This is a genomic window from Halomonas sp. DP5N14-9 (genome assembly GCF_019802175.1).
GTDB classification, from domain to species: Bacteria; Pseudomonadota; Gammaproteobacteria; order Pseudomonadales; family Halomonadaceae; genus Halomonas; species Halomonas litopenaei.
In genome coordinates this window covers 236,771-255,513 of sequence record NZ_JAHVHR010000035.1, presented here as the reverse complement: position 1 = coordinate 255,513, position 18,743 = coordinate 236,771, and the positions used below count along the sequence as shown (strand labels likewise).

The 18,743-nt window shown below is 65.5% G+C and carries 14 protein-coding genes; 4 read left to right on the top strand and 10 right to left on the bottom strand.

Annotated features, from left to right (window positions below; all coding sequences use genetic code 11):
- Positions 1-41: 41 nt before the first annotated feature.
- Positions 42-1,547 (top strand): tripartite tricarboxylate transporter permease, encoded by a 1,506-nt coding sequence (locus KUW00_RS20860; RefSeq protein ID WP_045991091.1) that lies wholly within the window; start codon positions 42-44, stop codon positions 1,545-1,547.
- A 215-nt stretch (positions 1,548-1,762) separates the two neighbouring features.
- On the top strand, positions 1,763-2,833 hold the full coding sequence (locus KUW00_RS20855; RefSeq protein WP_045991092.1) for an AbrB family transcriptional regulator: 1,071 nt from the start codon (positions 1,763-1,765) through the stop codon (positions 2,831-2,833).
- A 31-nt stretch (positions 2,834-2,864) separates the two neighbouring features.
- Here the strand turns inward: KUW00_RS20855 and KUW00_RS20850 are convergent, their stop codons facing one another.
- The 4 genes from KUW00_RS20850 to KUW00_RS20835 form a co-directional block, all read right to left on the bottom strand.
- Positions 2,865-3,959 carry an alpha/beta fold hydrolase gene (locus tag KUW00_RS20850; protein ID WP_222570040.1) on the bottom strand — a complete coding sequence of 365 codons (1,095 nt, stop codon included), beginning with the start codon at positions 3,957-3,959 and terminating at the stop codon, positions 2,865-2,867.
- Positions 3,960-3,994: 35 nt separating this feature from the next.
- Positions 3,995-5,566: a GMC oxidoreductase gene (locus KUW00_RS20845; protein ID WP_222570039.1), complete on the bottom strand. Its 1,572-nt coding sequence runs from the start codon at positions 5,564-5,566 to the stop codon at positions 3,995-3,997.
- Positions 5,563-6,183: a hypothetical protein gene (locus KUW00_RS20840; protein ID WP_222570038.1), complete on the bottom strand. Its 621-nt coding sequence runs from the start codon at positions 6,181-6,183 to the stop codon at positions 5,563-5,565. Before KUW00_RS20840 ends, KUW00_RS20845 begins: the two co-directional genes overlap by 4 nt.
- Before the next feature lie 170 nt (positions 6,184-6,353).
- A complete protein-coding gene (locus KUW00_RS20835) occupies positions 6,354-8,087 on the bottom strand; it encodes an alkaline phosphatase D family protein (protein WP_222570037.1) in 1,734 nt (577 codons plus the stop codon).
- Between the two features lie 180 nt (positions 8,088-8,267).
- Here KUW00_RS20835 and xseA point away from each other — a divergent pair, with 180 nt between their 5' ends.
- Complete coding sequence (gene xseA, locus KUW00_RS20830) at positions 8,268-9,662, top strand: exodeoxyribonuclease VII large subunit (protein ID WP_222570036.1); 1,395 nt, start codon at positions 8,268-8,270, stop codon at positions 9,660-9,662.
- Between the two features lie 134 nt (positions 9,663-9,796).
- Here the strand turns inward: xseA and glrR are convergent, their stop codons facing one another.
- From glrR to KUW00_RS20800, 6 genes are all read right to left on the bottom strand, one after another.
- The gene (gene glrR / locus KUW00_RS20825) at positions 9,797-11,182 is read right to left on the bottom strand and encodes a two-component system response regulator GlrR (protein ID WP_045991097.1); all 1,386 of its coding nucleotides are present in this window, start codon (positions 11,180-11,182) and stop codon (positions 9,797-9,799) included.
- Positions 11,183-11,236: 54 nt separating this feature from the next.
- Positions 11,237-11,824: a hypothetical protein gene (locus KUW00_RS20820; protein WP_261392290.1), complete on the bottom strand. Its 588-nt coding sequence runs from the start codon at positions 11,822-11,824 to the stop codon at positions 11,237-11,239.
- Positions 11,821-13,329: a sensor histidine kinase gene (locus tag KUW00_RS20815; protein ID WP_222570035.1), complete on the bottom strand. Its 1,509-nt coding sequence runs from the start codon at positions 13,327-13,329 to the stop codon at positions 11,821-11,823. The genes KUW00_RS20820 and KUW00_RS20815 overlap by 4 nt, the downstream gene beginning before the upstream one ends.
- An 810-nt stretch (positions 13,330-14,139) precedes the next feature.
- Complete coding sequence (gene argA, locus KUW00_RS20810; protein WP_213228518.1) at positions 14,140-15,450, bottom strand: amino-acid N-acetyltransferase; 1,311 nt, start codon at positions 15,448-15,450, stop codon at positions 14,140-14,142.
- 221 nt (positions 15,451-15,671) lie between these two features.
- Positions 15,672-16,937, bottom strand: coding sequence for an inorganic phosphate transporter (locus KUW00_RS20805; RefSeq protein WP_045991099.1), 1,266 nt, complete (start codon positions 16,935-16,937; stop codon positions 15,672-15,674).
- An 83-nt stretch (positions 16,938-17,020) separates the two neighbouring features.
- Positions 17,021-17,701: a TIGR00153 family protein gene (locus KUW00_RS20800; RefSeq protein WP_045991100.1), complete on the bottom strand. Its 681-nt coding sequence runs from the start codon at positions 17,699-17,701 to the stop codon at positions 17,021-17,023.
- Between the two features lie 135 nt (positions 17,702-17,836).
- Between KUW00_RS20800 and KUW00_RS20795 the strand changes: the two genes are divergently transcribed.
- Positions 17,837-18,718, top strand: a complete 882-nt coding sequence (locus tag KUW00_RS20795) for a CYTH domain-containing protein (RefSeq protein WP_222570034.1) — start codon at positions 17,837-17,839, stop codon at positions 18,716-18,718.
- Positions 18,719-18,743 lie beyond the last annotated feature (25 nt).

Genomic DNA, 18,743 nt, shown 5'->3' with positions numbered 1-18,743 from the left:
CCCAGCCCTGACCGCCACCGATCCCTGATCAAGGTGTTCCCATGTTCGACTTTCTTATTGAAGGCTTCGGCGTCGCCCTGACGCCGCTCAATCTTGGCCTGGCCTTCCTCGGCGCGCTGCTGGGCACCCTGTTCGGCGCCCTGCCGGGCATCGGGCCAATCAACGGCATCGCCATCCTGATGCCGCTGGCCTACACCCTGGGCCTGCCCGCCGAATCCGCGCTGATCCTGCTGGCCGGCATCTACACCGGTGCCGAGTACGGCGGGCGCATGTCCAGCATCCTGCTCAATGTGCCCGGCGACGCCGGCGCGGTGATGACCACCCTCGACGGCCATCCGCTGGCCAAGCGTGGCCTGGCCGGTCCGGCGCTGGGCCTGTCGGCGGTGGCGTCCTTTGTCGGCGCCACCATCGCCATCATCGGCCTGACCCTGTTCGCCCCGCTGCTGGCCCGGGTGGCGGTGATGTTCGGTCCCGCCGAATTCTTCGCGCTGATGGTGTTCGCCTTCTCGTCGATGTCGGTAATGATGGGCAAGGACCCGATCAAGACTGCCATCGGCGCCGTGCTCGGCGTGCTGATCGGCACCGTCGGCGTCGACTCCGGCACCGGCGTGATGCGCTACACCTTCGGCATGCCGGAGCTCTATGACGGTATCGACTTCGTGGTGATGATCATCGGCCTGTTCGCCATCAGCGAGATCCTGCTGATGCTCGAGCACGCCCATCGCGACGACGTCGATGACACCCTGCCTCCGCTGGGCCGGGTATTCGTCAGCCTCAAGGAAGTGATGGCCTGCAAGGGCACCATGCTACGCTCCGGTGTGCTCGGCTTCATCATCGGCGTACTGCCGGGAACTGGCGCCTCGGTGGCCGGGGCGGTGTCCTACACCACCGAAAAGCGGCTGGTGGACAAGGACAACACCTTCGGCACCGGCGACATGCGTGGCCTGGCGGCGCCCGAAGCGGCCAACAACGCTTCCGCCGCAGGCTCCTTCGTACCGATGCTGACCCTGGGCATCCCCGGCTCCGGCACCACCGCGGTGCTGCTCGGCGCGCTGATGCTCTACAACATCACCCCGGGTCCGATGATGTTCACCGACAACCCGGAGGTCGCCGGTGGCCTGATCGCCTCGCTGTACATCGGCAACCTGGTGTTGCTGGCGCTCAACCTGCCGCTGGCCGGGGTCTTCGCCAAGGTGCTGACCATCCCGCGCTGGGTGCTGGTGCCGGCCATCGCCGTGCTATCCTTCGTCGGGGTCTATCAGCTGCATTCCGACCTGACCGCCATCTATCTGATGCTCGTCATCGGTGTCTTCGGCTACCTGCTGCGCAAGCTCGGCTTCTCGCTGGCGCCGGTCATCCTCGGCTACGTGCTGGGCGGCCTGATGGAAGAGAACCTGCGTCGGGCTTTGGCGATCAGCGGTGGTGACACCGCCATCCTGTGGCAGTCCGGCATCTCGCTGTCGCTGTGGATCGCCGCCTCGGCACTGCTGGTACTGCCCTGGCTGGTACCCAAGCTGCTCAAGCAACGGCCCTCGAGTCAGGCTTGATGCAACGGGCTTCAGGGCCATGCTCGAGTCGCCCCGGCAAAGGCCCTGGCATCGCTCTTATATGGCCCGCACGAAGCCCCTGCGTAGCCCTTGTGTAGCCCTTAATGTAGCCCTCGTGTAGTCCCTGCGCGGCGCCATCTGGCGCCGCGCGCCGTCGTCAGGCTCGATCACCACCACCTGTGCACAGAGTACAGGCAACGCACACAGGAGACGCCATGCCCGCCGCCCCCACACTCCTTCCCCCCGGCGCCTGGCGCTTCCTGCCCACCCTCGCCCTGGGCGGCCTGGGCGGGGTCATCGCCTACCTGATCGACCTGCCGCTTCCGTGGCTACTCGGCGCCCTGATCACCACCACCCTGGCGAGCCTCGCCGGGGTGCGCCTGGGCTCGCCGGGACGGTTGCGCAAGGGGGTTCTGGTGGTCATCGGGGTGATGCTGGGCTCGGCCTTCACCCCGGAGCTGTCCGGCGATATCACCGCCTGGGCCGCCAGCGCCGCAATCATGCTCGCCGCCACCGCGGTAATGATGGTGGTGGCGGTGGCCTTCAGCTACCGCGTGGCCGGTCACTCGCTGGACACCGCGCTCTACGCCGGCGCCCCGGGCGGACTGTCGGCGCTGTTGATGATGGCCCACGAGTCTGGCGCTGACCTGCGTGCCGTCGGTATCACCCACGCGGTGCGTATCCTGGTGCTGCTGCTGGCGATTCCACCGATCCTCGGCCTGTTCGGCCACGTGGATCTGGCCGGCGCCAGCAACGGGCCGGCCCAGTGGAGCCAGCTACCCTCGCTCGCCGGCACCGCCTGGCTGGTGGTAGCGGCGGCGCTCGGCGCCGTGGTCGGCCGGGTGCTGCGCCTGCCCAACGCCCTGCTGTTCGGCCCGGCGCTGGTGTCGTCGCTGCTGCACTTTTCCGGGCTGACCCACGCGGTGCTGCCACCGGCGCTGATCGCCCTGGCTCAGGTGGTCATCGGCACCTCGGTGGGCGTGCGCTTCGTCGGCGTGGCGCTGTCCGACATGGCGCGCCAGCTGGGTCTGGCGGTGGTCCAGGCGCTGATCCTGGTGGTGCTGGCGGTGGCGGCGGCCTGGGTCGGCCAGGCGCTGACCGGCATCTCGGTGGCCGCGGCACTGCTGGCCTACATGCCGGGCGGGGCGCCGGAGCTGAGCCTGGTGGCGCTGTCACTGAACATCGAACCGGCCTTCGTCACCTCCCACCATCTGCTGCGCATCACCGTTCTGCTGGTGGCGCTGCCGCCGCTGGTGGGCTGGGCCCATCGCCGCCTCAGGGCCTGACGGCAACTAGATTCTGGCGTGGCGCCTGGGCTCAAGTGTGGGCGTTCAGAAACGTCATCAACCGGGGAAAGACCTCACGGTCGACCCGGGCGCCCATGAACACGTCCTGATGACCGTAGCCGTCGATGATCGCGAGCTCATGGCGCCCCGGGGCGGCCTCCTCCAGGGCCCGGTGGCAGTGCACGTTGCTGTCGGTGAAGACGCGATTGTCGCGTCCCGTCAGCAACAGGCAGGGGGTATCGACGCGGCGCGCCTCGAGCAGGTAGTCGTCGGGTAGCGCGGCGTATTCGGGCGCCTCGCGCATCTTCACCGTGCGATGGCCCCGGCCCAGCATCTTCAAGACATGCCGGTGGTAGTTGAGCCCTACCGGGCCGTAGAGGTCACCACCCCGCCGGTGGGTGCGCTCGTCCAGATTCTCGTGGTTGTACAGTGCCGGCCAGCCGGTGCCCCACATCAGTGACAGCATATGGCAGGCCGGCACGTCGCATTCGCGGTGGAACAGCGATACGCCTTTCGACAACAGCTTGCCCAGCGTGAATCTTGGATCCTCGCTCCAGCGCGGGCTGACGTAGGGCTGCTGGAAGATGCGCTCGATCACGAAGGGAAAGATGTGGCCCTTGATCCTCGACCAGCGCGGTACATGGGGCGTCAGCGCAACGCTGTTGAGGATGCAGGAGCGAATGCCGCTGACGGTTCTGCCGAACAGTGCCATGGCAAAGCCCATCGAGCCGAGACAATGGGCGATCACGTGCAGCTCGACGTCGTCACCGGCGACCTGCCGGATCTTTGCCACCGCCGCGGGAAAATCAAACAGCGCACAGTCATCCATGGAGTAGCGGTTGGGCTGCAGGTTGTAGGGGTGGCGGTTGCTCATGCGGAAGTCCAGCGTCCACACCTCGTCGACCCCTTCGTCGAGCAGGAAGCTGACCAGATTGCGATGCTCGGGCTGGATGAACATGTCGCTGGAGGTGGTCAGACCGTGAACGATCATCACCGCCATGCGCCCCTGGCCACGACGAAAGCGCAGCAGCGACAGCCCCAGGCCGTCCTCGGTACAGAAGCCGTGCTGGGTGACCTCGGCGTCGACAACGCCGTCGAGGGTGTAGAGGGGGATCTCGCGGGCCATGATGTTACCTCCCGGTGGGTCGCCGCTTCCGTCTGCTAGGCCAGCATCCGCACCATGGCGCGCTCGGCCAGGGCGGCGATGGTGCGCGAGGGATTGAGCCCCAGCGCGCGCGGCACGATGGCACCGTCGAGCACGTACAGTCGCGGATAGCCGAACACCTCCCCGGCATGGTCGACCACCCCGTCCCAGCGATTCTCTCCCATGGGACAACCGCCCAGTGGGTGCGGGGTGATCAAATAGTCCAGCAGGCGCCAGCTCGGTGGCTCAATGGCGACGCCTCCGGTGGCCGCGCTCAGGCGCTTGTGGCGTTCGCACAGCGCCTGCACCGTGGCTCGCGACGCGGCCACCCGATAGTCCAGGCTCAACGACGGCTCTCGCTCCAGCCAACGCCGCGTCAACCTCAGCACCCCGTCGGCGGTGTCCATGCCCTGGCCGAACCAGGGCATCAGGCAGCGATCGGGGTCATTCTCCTTGAGCGCCTCGGCCAGCACCGCACGCCAGCCACCCCGCAACATGCTCGCGGTGGCGGAGCGCGACAGCAATTGCGTCAAGGCGTGGGCGATCAAGTCAGGGTAGCCGCCGTCCTCGACGAAGTAGCGCTCACCGCCGTCGCTGCCGTCGAGATAGTCGATGGCGGCGCTGATGGTCGGCCCGCGACAGGCATCGATGCGTCTGTTCGGGTAGATCGCGGGGGTCAGGAAATCGCCATTGGCGCACCAGTGATGGCCGAGCAGCGGCGACAGTTCCGGCAGGGTGCGATACTGGTCCCTGGCCCGCAGCAACAGCTCGGTGGACCCCAGCGAGCCGGCGGCAAGGATCACTCGCTCGGCGCGCTCGTGACGGATCGTCGGCGCGCCTTCCAGATGCTGAAAGGTCACCCGATAGCCCCCGGACTCAGGCACCAGTGAGCGCACCATACTCAGTGGACGGACCTGTGCCCCCAGTTGCTCGGCCCGGGCCAGGTAATTCAGGTCGAGCGTGTTGCGGGCCCCCACCGGGCAGCCGATATCGCAATAGCCGCAGTGGATGCAGGTCCCCTGTTCCTTGCCGTGGACGTTGATGGTCTGCCGACTGTGTCGACGGTGGTGAGGCTCACTGAGCCGATAGCTCCAGTCGGGGTCGAAGCGCACCGCCAGCGGCAAGGGGCGAAAGCGATCGCCGTCACCGCTGCGCACGGCGGCCTCCTGGACCAGTCGATAACGCTCGCTGACCTGGCCCGCGGGGACCTCGGCCACCTCCAGCATCTTGCCTACCCGGTCCTGGTAGGGGACGAGCTCATCGAAGTCGATCGCCTCCGGCCAGCCACTGTCGAAGGCGAAGCGCTCAGCCGGCACCGAGACATTGGCGTAGACCAGCGAACCACCACCCACGCCAGCGCCCTGTGCCACCGCCATGCGCGAAAAGAAGCGCAGGTCGAGCCAGCCATGACGCTCCCGAGGGGCGTCCACATCGAAGCACCAGTCATCATCCGGCCCCCGGGGAAAGTCCTCGCGCTCCCAGCGTCTTCCGCGCTCAAGCACCAGTACCTTGAGCCCGGCCTCGGCGAGCCGGCAGGCCGCCACGGCCCCACCAAACCCTGACCCCACCACGATGGCGCCGTAGTTCATGCCTCGGGCCCCCGGCGAATGACCCAGGGCGCATAGAGGTGCCACAGTTCACCAAAGAAGAAGCGACCGAAATCCGCCACCGTGCGCAGGTCCCCTTGGCCCGTCGGCGTCATGGTCTTGAGCATGGCCATCAACTCGGCCACGCCCAGGTGCAGGATGCCCGCCCCGAGAATGTCGGCCGTGGCGCTCTCACCCTCGTGCAGGGTGGTATAGAGGGTGGTGGTATCGCGCCAGAGATCAGGCCCCGGATCGTCGTTGACCCGCTTCACCCCGTGCAGGAACAATCGCCGCTCATCCAGTTCCAGAACCGCATCGTAGACCATCTGACGCCCCGCCCCGGGGCCCTGGGAAAACAACTGAAAGTCGCCCTCGAGAATCACCAGCCCGAGGCCCAGCGGGGCAAAATCGACGACACCACCCAGCCTGCCGTGGTGGCGGTCGTCGGCCAGGAAGGCGCCCATGTCGTTGATCTGGACCTTGGCGTGGAGGGCCAGTTCGGTGCCTTCTGTATGCCCCAGCCGTTCACCACGCTCGGGCGCCTGGCTTCCGAGCGAAAAATGGCCTCGCATGGTTTCCTCGAACAGCAATCCCGCCAGCATGGGGTTAGTCGTATTCACCGCCATTTCTCCAGGAAAGGACCTGCTCTTGCGCCTGTCGTCCGGGCCGCCCGCCCTTTGGCGACCGGCACGTCAGCACTCTTCCGACGAGCACTCTTCCGACGAGCGCTCTCCAGCCCAGCGCCCTTCAGCCCCGCTTTCGACACTGCCGCTACCGGCCATATCGCTCGCTACCAGGGCACCAGCGCCAGATCGTTATAGGGCACCACGGAGCCATCGGGGTCCGTCACCCTGACTTCATCGCCGTAGCGATCGATCACCTTGACCCGCAGACGGTGGTGAGCGCGGTCCAGCTCCAGGCGACAGAAGTTTTCCTGCTGATAGAAGCCAAAGGCCCGGTAGTGCAGCGTCACGTCACCATCAAACAGCGGAAAACCATCCACCTGGCCGGGCAGACGGGAGTCGTGAACAAAGCCGTTGGGGTCCCCGTCGGCCCAGAAGAACGGCCAGTACAGTGCCGAGGAGGTGACGTCGTACAGCCGTCTTGGTTCGCCGCCGTCGCCCTCCACCACCATCTCGGCGATATTGGCGCAGTGCACGTCGCCGCTGAGGAAGATCACATTGTCGATGCCTGCCTCGACGATATGCTCGACCAAGGTCTTGCGGGTGGCCGGAAACCCCGACCAGCTATCGCTCTCGACACGCCGGGAGAGGTTGGTCCGCACCAGATCCGTCGGCGCCTGGGCGTCATGGCCATCCAGGGCCGGATCGAGCCGTTCATCCAGCGGGCTCGGGGCGAACACCGTGGAGGTGACGACGAACTTGGGCGCCGCGCCGCACTGGGCCTGCTGATCGCTCAGCCACTTGAGCAGTCGATCGAGTTGGGAGGGATGCTGGGGATCGATACTGGGCCGCCCCAGCAGGTGGTTGTCCATCACCCGGTTCTCGCGACCGTAGGTACGATGGGTACGGGTGTCACAGACGAAGAAGGGATAACCACCGCAGTCGAAGTGGTAGTGCAGATGACGCCCGAAGCTGCGCGGGCAGTGGGACCACTGATAGCTCATGTAGGCGCCGATGGCGAGATCGAACAGTTCGCGCTTGTCGGGCAGCCGATCACTGTGCCAGTTGTCCTCGATCTCATGGTCATCGAGGATCATGTACACCGGTGCCTGGCTCAGAAAGTGCCGCATTCGCGGCGAGCCAAAGGCTTCACTGTAGCGCTGCTGGAACTCGGCGTAGGTGTCGGCACGACCGATCGGCACGAGGCGATGGTACTGATCGGCATAGATCTGATCGCCTACCAACAGGCTAAAGCGCGCCGCCGGCCGACTGCCTCGGCGCCGGAGGTGGCTGGCCATGGGACCGAAGATGCGATCGGCTTCCTTGGTCTTCCACAGGGTACCGGGATAACGACAGGACCCCAGCAGAAAGGCCAGTCGAGGCTCCACGGCAGCGGCGAAGGTGGTGAATTCGGCCTCGCAGAGCTCGCCATCGAGATCGGCGAGCAGCGACGCCATGCCGTTGACGTCGGGCAGCCTGGCGGCGATCTGGGCGTCACTCAGGCTTTCCACGTCAGGCGTCGTGTCGTCCAGGGTGAGGGTCGCGACACGCACCTTGTAGCGGGTATCCGGCGTCAAAGGCACAACGCCATCGGGCTGCCCCAGAGGCGCCACGCCATCGATCGCTCCCAGGCCCTCTTCGGCCCCCAGTTCGAAGGTCCCGGTGCGGTCGAATTCCCGGTGCAGACGAAAATAGAAGGCGTGGGGGCGGGACGGATCCCCATCGATCAGGCGGGGCGAGCCATTGTCCTCGACCACCGCCAGCAGGCCCACGGTTCGCAAGGACGCGGTCAGGTCGACGCCGTCATCACTGGGCGCGATACCACGCACCCACAGCCGACAGCTATGTGCCGTGGTGTGCCCCACGATAGGCCCGATATCGGGCGCGCGAAGACCCGACATGTGTCCTCCTCCGTCGCAGCGGCGCGTGCAAGGCAGACCGGTTGCCCGCCTGTCCCGTTAAGCGTAGTTCGACTTTGCTGAAGCGGCGACCTGGCCTCTGGTAACCTGTCACTTGCCAGCGCTGTCCTGCCAGTCGCTGATGCTCGCCGATTCTCTTCAATGACAGCCCAGGAAGCCTCCATGACAGCGACGTCGGACAGCGCCCAGGACGTACTCTCGGTCAGCGACCTCAATCGACGTGCGCGCTCTGCGCTGGAAGCCGATCTCGGCGAACAGTGGATCGAAGGTGAGCTGTCGGGGGTCTCGCGCCCGGCCTCGGGGCACGTCTACTTCACCCTCAAGGATGAACGCGCCCAGGTGAAGGCGGTGCTGTTTCGCACGCGTGGACGCTTTGTGTCGACGCCCATGCGCGACGGAGATCTGGTGCGAGTGCGCGCCCGAGTCTCGCTGTTCGAGCCCAGGGGCGACTACCAGTTGATCGTCGAGGCGGTGCAGGCCGCCGGAGCCGGCGCCCTGCTCGCCGCCCTGGCGGCGCTCAAGCAACGCCTGGGCGACCAGGGGGTCTTCACCAACGCTCGCTCGCTGGCCTTTCCCCCGCGACATCTGCTGGTGCTGACCTCCGCCAGCGGCGCCGCCCTGCGCGACGTGCTGGCGGTACTCCGGGCACGCTGGCCGCTGGTCACGGTGACCCTGATACCGGTACCGGTCCAGGGGGCCGAGGCGGCGCCCGCGATCATCGCCGCCCTGGGCCTGCTCAATCGCCAGGCGACGCTGGACCCGGCCCGGGACGTGGTGCTGATCACCCGTGGCGGCGGCAGTCTCGAGGATCTGTGGGCCTTCAACGATGAACACCTGGCCCGAGCGATCCACCACTCGCGCCTGCCGGTGATGTCTGCGGTGGGCCACGAGACCGACCAGAGCCTGTCGGATCTGGCCGCCGACGCCAGCGCACCGACGCCCTCCGCCGCCGCCGAACGTCTGGTGCCCTCGCGCCAGGAACTGACGACCCGGCTAACCCAGGCAGACAATCGTCTGAAGGGTGCACAAGCACGCCTGTTGCAGCGGGAAGGCCAGCGGCTGGATCACCTGCGCTCGCGCCTGCGTCACCCCGGCGAGGCGATCGCACGCCAGCGCGATAGTCTTGGCCAGCTGAAGGAACGCCTCGGACGCGCCATCAGCGGTCGAGTGGTCGCCGAGCGGCGCCGCCAGACAGACCTGGCTCACCGTCTGTCGCTGCGCTCGCCCGGACTCACCCTGGACGAGAATCGGCGCCAACTGAGCCGCTTGAGACGCCGTCTCGACGGCGCCCAGCGGCTATCGCTGGTCCATCGGCGCGAGCGCCTGGCAGCCGCCGCCCGGGAGTTGCAGGCGGTCAGTCCGCTGGCCGTATTAGGTCGTGGCTACGCCATCCTCACCGCCAGCGACGGCCAGGCGGTGCGCCGTGCCGATCAGGCCGCGCCCGGCCAGCGACTGCACGCTCGTCTCGCCGATGGCGAGCTGGACGTCGAGGTGATCGAGACATGGCCGGCAGGCAAGCAGGCCACCGGCGACCGGTCGGACGACGACGGGGCCTAGGTTGTCGGTATCTTGCCGGCGGCACCTTGCCGGCGGCACCTTGGCGGCGAACCGCCGCCGGCTGAAGCAGCCGGACGGGGCCGGAGCGGGGATCTTCGGGGCCTCGGCCCATCGGACCAAGCCTGCCCATCGGGCTAGCGAGAGGGGCTGGCCACCCCCGGCTTGAACGAGGCGGGTTCCAGCTCGTGGCGGGACAATAGCTTGTAGAAGTCGGTGCGGTTACGTCCGGCGATGCGCGCCGCCTGGGTCACGTTGCCCTCGGTGATCTTCAGCACCTTGACCAGGTAGCTACGCTCGAACCCTGCGCGAGCGTCGTTGAAGGTCGGCATGGCGTTGTCTTCCGCCGCCAGCGCCTGGGCCACCAGGGCTTCAGGGATCATCGGCGCACTGGATAGTGCCACGCACTGCTCGACCACGTTGACCAGTTGACGCACATTGCCGGGCCAGGCACAGGTTGCCAGCAGATTGAGCGCCTCCGGCGAGAACCCCTTGACGAAGGGCTTGTGGCGCGACGCCGCCTGGGCCACCAGATGCTTGACCAGCAGCGGCACATCCTCGGCGCGATCCTTGAGCGCCGGTAGCTTCAGGTTGACCACGTTGAGGCGATAGTAGAGATCCTCACGGAACTCGCCTTCATGCATGGCCTGATCCAGATCGCGATGGGTCGCCGACAGCACCCGCACGTCCACCGGCACCGACGTGGTGGAGCCCACCGGGCGCACCTGACGCTCCTGCAACACCCGCAGCAGCTTGACCTGGATCGCCAGTGGCATGTCGCCGATCTCGTCCAGGAACAGGGTGCCACCGTCGGCCGCCTGGAACAGCCCGCCGTGTTCGCTGATGGCCCCGGTGAAAGCGCCCTTGGCGTGGCCAAACAGCTCGCTTTCCAGCAACTGCTCCGGCAGCGCGCCGCAGTTGATCGCGATAAAGGGCTTGTCGGCGCGGGCGCTGGCCTTGTGGATGGCATTGGCCAGCAGCTCCTTGCCGGAGCCCGATGGTCCAGTGACCAGCACGCTGACATCGGACCCCGCCACCATCCGCGCCTGCTCGAGAATACGCTCCATTTCAGGGCTGCGGGTGATGATCTCGTCGCGCCAGCTGTCGTCACCTTCGCCGCTGCTGGCGGTATTGGACAGAGCATCGTCGATGGCACCGAACAGCTCTTCGCGGTCCACCGGTTTTGTCAGAAAGCTGAACACGCCCTGGCGAGTGGCGCTGACCGCATCCGGAATCGAGCCATGGGCGGTCAGGATGATCACCGGCAGGCCGGGCATGCGCCGCTGGATATCCTGGAACAGCGCCATGCCGTCCATTTCATCCATGCGCAGGTCAGACAGCACCAGATCCGGCCGCCCTTCTTCCAGCCGTTTGAGTGCCTCGCGACCGCTCTCGGCGGTGGTCACCCGGTAGCCGCGGCTTTCCAGGCGCATGCCCAGAAGCTTCAGCAGGCTGACATCATCGTCTACCAGCAGTACATGGGCCGATGTCCTGGCGTTCGCGGTCGCTGCGACTTGCTTCATATCACCGTCTCCACAATTTCACTCCATCCGCTGTCGCTGGTTGGTGCTCTGCTCTCATTCCGCCTGCTGTCGCAGATTGATGTTCTGCTCGATGGCAGTCATTGCATCGAGCTTGTCTGCCAGTTCCTTGTTTTCCTGGCGTAGCCGAGCCACCTCGCCATGATGGCGACCGGCGCGGTCATCCAGGGCGCGCCGCCCTTCGAGTTCGTTGAGCCAGTAGCGCAGCAGGGGCTGGAGTTCAGCGGGGGCCAGGCTCAGATCCGCCTTGTAAAGCTCCGAGGCTTGGTCCCACTGGGCTTCGCTGCCCCAGCTCAAGGCCACGGCGCGCCCCAGGCGTTGCTCGGGCGCATGACCTTCCAGCCGCGCCAGCATGGCGTCACGCCACTGGCGATCGCCACGCTGGGAGGCCAGACCGAAGGCGATCCAGTCGGTCAACATGCAAGAAGACTCGGCAAAGGTCGGCACCTCTGCATGGCAGGTGGTCAGATCAAGCGCTTCGACCGCCGGTGTTTCGTCACCGACTGACTCGATAGGCAGCATTTCACAACCGCTGATCACCAGCATCAGACTGACAACAGCGGCAGGGCCGACAACTCGGGTAAGCGAGCGTCGAGGTGTCAGGGTCACACCCCTTGAGTTCATAGCGTCAGATTCCTTGCGTCCTGACCCGTCAATGCGGGCCTTGTATCGTTATGTAGGCCGTAATGTCGGCCATCTTCCGGTGGTGCTGCCGGCAGCGTCAGTCGAAAGCACACCGGCCACTCGGGATCATCGATCAGCTCGAGCCGGCCGTGCTGCAGACGAGCGCAGTCAGCCGCCACGGAGAGTCCGATGCCGGAGCCCTTGAGCGCACCCTTGCGTCGTGCTCGTCCCTGGTAGAAGGCCTCGAAAAGGTGGTCGCGATCCTGCTCGGCGATCGGCTCACCGGTGTTGGCTACCTCGAGCTCGAGCCTGTCGTGGCGGGCACGGGCGCGAATCAGCAGCTTGCCACCATCCTCACCGTAGGCCACGGCGTTGGACACCAGATTATCGAGCAATCGGGCGGTGGCCTGATGATCGGCACGCCACTGCAGCGGGCCCGAGAACACTTCGACCGCCATTTCCTTGGACTGCAGGCTCAATCGATGCTTGGCCAGCACCTCGCGTGCCACCGTGGCCATGTCGAGGCGCTCGATGGCCGCACTGCGGTGGTGCTGCAACAGATTATAGTCGAGCAGTTGCTCGATCAGGCGCTGCAGTTCGGCGCCGCTGGCGTCGATCAGGTCCAGCACTTCACGCTGACGCGGGCTCAACTCACCGGCCACGCCATCGGACAAAAGCGCCGATCCCTCACGAACGCTGGCCAGCGGTGTCTTCAGTTCATGGGACATATGGCGCAGGAACTGCTGTTTCTGGGCTTCGAGCTCTTCGAGGCGATGGGTCAACCAGTCGAGCCTCTCGCCCAGCGCCACCAGCTCCGCAGGACCCTGAACGTGGCGCTGCTGGCTGTCCTGATAGCCACTGCCGATGCCGAGGATGCGCCGCTCGAGCTGACGCACCGGGCGTATGATCAAGCGGGTGAACAACAGCATCAGCATCAGACTCGCCGAGACCAGCGCCCCGGTCTGCCACCACAGGCGTTGCTGAACTTGTCGAGCCCGTTCACGGATGGCGTCCAGGCGCAGATCGATGCGCCTGTTGGTGGCCTGGCGCATACCCTCGACGTGTCGGGAAAAAGCTACAAAGTCGTCGAGCGAAGCCGCGTAGGCCTCCGACGGCTGTTGCGGCAGGGTCGCGAGTTCGTCGAGCAGGCGTTCCAGCGCCTGGATGTCGGGGTCATCGGGCAGCAGCAGGCGCTGACGCGCCAGCAACTCGCGGAACTCGGCCAGACGATCGGCATAGATGTCGAGCAGGCTTTCTTCCTGGATCACCGCGTACTGGCGCGCACCACGCTCCATTTCCACCGCCAGCGACCCCAGGGTGCGTGCCCGACGTGTCTCGGACACCGCCTGACGAGCGCTGACCTCGGCCAGCCGCGACAGCTCCGACAGCGCCTGACCAGCCTGGTACATCAGCACACCAAGCGGCAGCATGACCACCACGAAGGCCAGCAGCACCAGTTGCAACAACGAGCGGGGGCGCCAACGGCGCGTGGCAGCAGAGGTCATGACCAGAGTTCTGTGAAGGAAGGTGAATGAAGCGTCCATCAATCCATCCAGAAGAATACCAGAGTTGGCCCATTACCCCCGCGTCAAACGCTCAGCCGACTTCGCAAAAAACCGTATGAAAAAAAAGGGGCCGGCTAGGCCGGCCCGAATACGCAGGGAACTGAAGGGTCGAAAACAGATCAATCGATGGCCTGGTCCGCCCATTGAACGGTTTTCGGGTGGCCCAAAGGGCCCGAAGCCAAGGTGGGATCGTCGTTACCAGGAACTTGATCTCACCTCTTGGATGGTCTCCCATCCTGCCTCGTTCTGGCTCCGTCGCCTGGGCGGCGGAGCGAAAGACTCCCCCGAAGGGGTCGGCTTCCTTGCCAGAGCATCCTTGCTCTTCACGACACCTCTCCATGCCTGATCGGCCGGTGCCGTCTCATCGCAACCTTGTGTCGCACATCACGCGGAGCAGGCGCTGGGTTCGTCGGAGTCGCACAGGGCAGTGATTTCTCCGCCGATCCCGGAAGGACAACGACACTTGATCGCCACCTTCCCTGCTCGCCAAGACTATTGCGATCACCGTGCCAAAAACAAAGCAACTTATTTATTATCAATAACTTAAAATTATCAAAAATCGCCAACCACAGCCATCTTGAGCGTCATGGCCGACTTTCGAGGCCTGACCCTTGAACAAACGTCGCCAAATCCAGACGCAAAACGAGTCAAAATCAAAATATCCTTACTTAACAAACAATTACGGCGTCTCCAAATGGAGACGCCGTAATGGTTGGCCGAAACGTCGACGAGCACCTTCCCTGGTACCCCCTACAAGGCCTTGCTCATTACCTTCGACTTCCGCGCATGATTGTAGGCGTCGCGTCGCAGCGGTGGCAGTTCATCGAGCGCCGAGGGGACAAAGCCGTGCTCAAGAAACCAGTGGGCGGTGTGGGTGGTCAGGGCAAACAGACGATCGATGCCCTGGCGCCGGGCCTGACGCTCGATCTCTGCCAGCAGGCGTTCACCACGGGCCCCGCTACGATAGTCCGGGTGCACCGCCACGCAGGCCAGCTCACCGACGTTGGCGTCGTCGAAACGGTGCAGGGCGGCGCAACCGATGACCATGCCATCACGCTCGATCACCAGGTAGTCGTCGATCTCGTGCTCGAGCCGTTCGCGGGATCTCGGGACCAGCATGCCGCGCTTCTCCAGCGGATCCAGCAGTTCCAGCAGCCCGCCGATATCCTCCACGCCCGCCGCTCGAAGCTGTTCGTAGCGATGCTGGGTGATCATGGTGCCGACGCCGTCACGGGTGAAGAGTTCGCCCAGCAGAGCGTCGGCGTCGCGCCAGGACAACAGGTGGGTGCGTGCGACGCCATGGGACGCCGCCTCGCAGGCGGCTCCCAGGTGGCGTGCGCGCTCCTCACCGAGAGAGGCGTCGTCCAGCAGCGGCCGCGCCTCCGCCGGAGACAGCTGTCGCAACAACCGCCCGCTGTCATCGCGCAGACCGTCGGATTCCCCCAGCAGGATCAACTTGTCGGCCTTCAGCGCCACTGCCACCTGCTGGGCGACCTCTGCGGCGTCCAGATCGAAGACCTCGCCCGTGCTGGAAAACCCGAGCGGCGGCAGCAGTACCAGCGAGTGCTGCTCGAGCAGGGCTCTGACCGCCCCCGAGCGGACCCGGCGTACCTCGCCGGAACGCTGGAAGTCGACGCCGTCACGCACCCCCAGGGGCTTGGCCATGACCAGATTGCCGGACACCGTGGTCAACTCGATACCGTGCAGCGGCGTGTTGGGCAGCCCCAGTGACAGCCGCGCCTCGAGCCACAGGCGCTGCTCGGCGGCGACCCGCTCGACCCTGGCCATGATGGTTTCGTCGGCGACCCAGCGCCCCTGATGGCGCACCGGCGAGATACCCTCGGCTTCGAGCACGCTGTGTACCTGATGGCGAATGCCGAAGGCCACCACCAGCTTGACCCCCAGGGTGTGCAAGAGCGCCAGGTCCTGGATCAGCGACTCCCCTCGCCCCGCCGCCATCGCCTCTCCTTCGACCAGCACGACGAAGGTGCGGCCACGGTGGGCATTGATATAGGGCGAGGAATGGCGAAACCAGTCGACGAAGGAAAAGGACGTGTTCAAGGACCGGACCTGCTGCGGCGGACAAGGAGAAAGGAGTTCTCACTATATCAGAGCCTGCTATCGACCCACACCCGCCCCGCCCGTTACGCCCTGCTGCCACCTGCGCAGCTGCGGACGCCAGACACGACAACGGCGCCCGAAGGCGCCGTCGTGGGGGGGAGGAGTGAGCGACATGATCGCCCTATAGCCCCTTTCCAACCCGTTAGTTGAAGATCCCTTGCCTAGTTGAAGATCCCCTTGAACATAAAGAAGAACATGATCGCAAGGCCCGCCCCTGCCGGCAGGGTGATCAGCCAGGACATCACGATGGTACCGATGACCCGCAAGTTGAGGGCGGCAAGACCGCGGGCCAGACCCACGCCCAGCACCGCACCCACCAGGGTGTGGGTGGTCGAGATCGGCAGGCCGGTTCCCGAGGCCAGCACCACGGTGGTGGCGGCGGCCAGGGTGGCGGCGAAGCCACGGCTCGGGGTCAGCTCGGTGATGCCGGTGCCGACGGTGGCGATGACCTTGTGACCATAGGTCACCAGGCCGACCACGATGCCACCACCGCCCAGCACCAGCACCCACCAGGGCACCGCCGAGGCGCCTTCGATGCTGCCATGCTCATGCACCACGCTGATGACCGCGGCCAGAGGGCCGACGGCATTGGCCACGTCGTTGGAACCGTGGGCGAAGGCCATGGCACAGGCGGTGAAAATCATCAGCACGCCGAACACTCGCTCGACACCCTCGAAACCGAAGGAGTCGGTCTTGCGCTGGCTACGGCCGATGCTGCGCTCGCGCCAGATACCCAGGCCCATCAGCGCCAGGCCAAAGAGCACCGCGATCAGCAGGCTCTCGAACGGAGCGAGGTGTAGGCCCACGTGCTTGAGGCCCTTGGTCAGGGTCACCATGGCGACGATGAAACCCACCAGGAACACGTACATCGGCACATAGCGCTTGGCAGCGGCGAACGGGTCGTCGGCTTCGAACACCAGTCGCTGCACCGACTTGAACAGCATGAAACCGATGGAGCCCGCGAGCAGCGGCGAGACGATCCAGCTGGCGGCGATCTGGCCCACCTTGCCCCAGCCCACCGCCTCGATGCCGAGCCCGGCCAGGGCAAAACCGACGATGGCACCGACGATGGAATGGGTGGTGGACACCGGCCAGCCCTTCATCGAAGCGATCAGCAGCCAGGTGCCGGCGGCCAGCAGCGAGGCCAGCATGCCGTAGACCAGGAACTGGGGGTCGTTTTCCAGAAGGGCCGGATTGATGATGCCCTTGCGGATGGTTTCGGTGACCTGGCCACCGGCCAGCCAGGCACCGAGAAATTCAAAGATGACGGCGATGATGATCGCCTGCTTGATGGTGACCGCCCGTGAACCTACGGAGGTACCCATGGCGTTGGCCACGTCATTGGCACCGACGCCCCAGGCCATGAAGAAACCGAACGCGCAGGCCAGTAGGATGAAGATGTCACCGTGCTGGGCAATGATCGACATGGGAGAAGATCCCTTGATTGCTGACTGAGGAAAGTCTGAATGACGTCAGACCGCCCGCAGGCGGTCGGATGGAAAGACGGTCTTCAGTTCGCCGTCATGATCTGGAGTCGGCTGCCGACCCGCTCGGCGCGGTCCGACACTTCTCCGATCCATTCGATGATCTGATAGAGGAACATCACGTCTACCGGCGGCAGGTCCTTCTCGAGGGCGAACAGCTGGCGACGAATGGCGATCTGCTGCTCGTCGGCACGCTGCTCGAGATCATGCAGCCCACGGATCAATTTCTGCATCAGCTCGGTGACATTGCGTCCGAAGCCGGATTCGAGCAGGTCCTTGAGTTCCTCGAGGGCCTGACGCGCCTGGGCGACACAGTCGACGGCGGTGGCGATGTACTCACGCATCGGGGTCGCCAGGGCGTCGGGTACCTGCATCTGGCGGCCGAGCATGATGCCGGTGATGTCGCGGGTCTTGTTGGCGATCTTGTCCTGAACGCTGACCAGGTCCAGCAGGTCCGAACGGGAAACCGGCAGGAACAGGGTGTTGGGCAGGTTCAGCCTCAGCTCGGTCTTCAGCGAGTCCGCCTCGTGTTCGAGCCGGGTAATCACTTCACGATGCGAGGCCGCCGCATCCCAGTCGCCCCTAAGGGTCGCCTCGAAGAAGGGCAGCAGCTCGGCAGAGCAGTCGTGCGCCTTTTCGATATGGGCCAGCAGCGGTTGAAAGGGGGAGCGGCCAAACATCGCCGAAAACGGATTTGATGTCACCATAGGGAGTCACGGACACTGGAGAAATGGCGGCGACAGTATAGTGACCCCAAACTGTCACGTCATGGAAAAAATACTGCCTCACTAACGTCACATTGATGTGATTCACCCTCCATTATCCCTGCCAGGACGCTCCGCATGAGCCATGAAGTCGAACTCAAACTCGCCCTGGGGCCGGATGGCCCGGATGCGCTACGACGCCACCCCCGCCTCGCCGGAGAGGCTTCCCGCCGTCAGACGCTGGTCAATACCTACTACGACACCCCTGAGGGATATCTCAAAGAGGCCCGCGTGGCCCTGCGTCTGCGGCGTATCGGCGACGAGTGGCGCCAGACCCTGAAGACCAGCGGCCAGGGCGGTGGTGGCCTGTCCACCCGGGGAGAATGGGAATGGAAGGTGGCCGGCGACACCCTCGACCTGGAAGGTCTCAAGGGGCTCGAGCCGATCCAGGCATTGGACGAGACCCTGCTGACCCGCCTCGCCCCCTGCTTTACCACCGACTTTCAGCGGGAGGTGTGGCTTTTGCAAAGCGATGGTGGCGAGGTCGAAATCGCCCTCGACGAGGGCGAGATTCGCGTGGGGGAGCTAAGCGTTACCATCCGCGAGGTCGAGCTCGAGCTCAAGCGGGGAGACGCCAGACAGCTACTGGAGCTGGCCGATGGCTTCGCCGAGAGCGTCCCGCTGCGCCCATCGGACACCAGCAAGGCGGCTCGCGGGACGGCACTGGCGGAGGGCTGGCGGCTGCCGTCCGGCGACAGCCCCTCGACCCTGCTGCATCGCCTGGTGGTCGCCCTCGACGCCTACGCCGACACCCAGGACAGCGGCTGGATGGTCACCGCCCGGGAGACGCTAGAGCGGCTTGCACAGTGCTCGTCGGCGCCCGGTGTCGGTGAGGAAGTCAAGCACCTGCAAGGCTCCCTCGAGGACGCAGAGCACCGTCCCGACTGGCTCAGTGCCGAGGTCGGCGCCGGCCTGTTGAGACTCGGTCGCCGGCTACCCGACAACGTCGAGATGGAGTAACGTCAATAGCGAGCAACGCCGACGA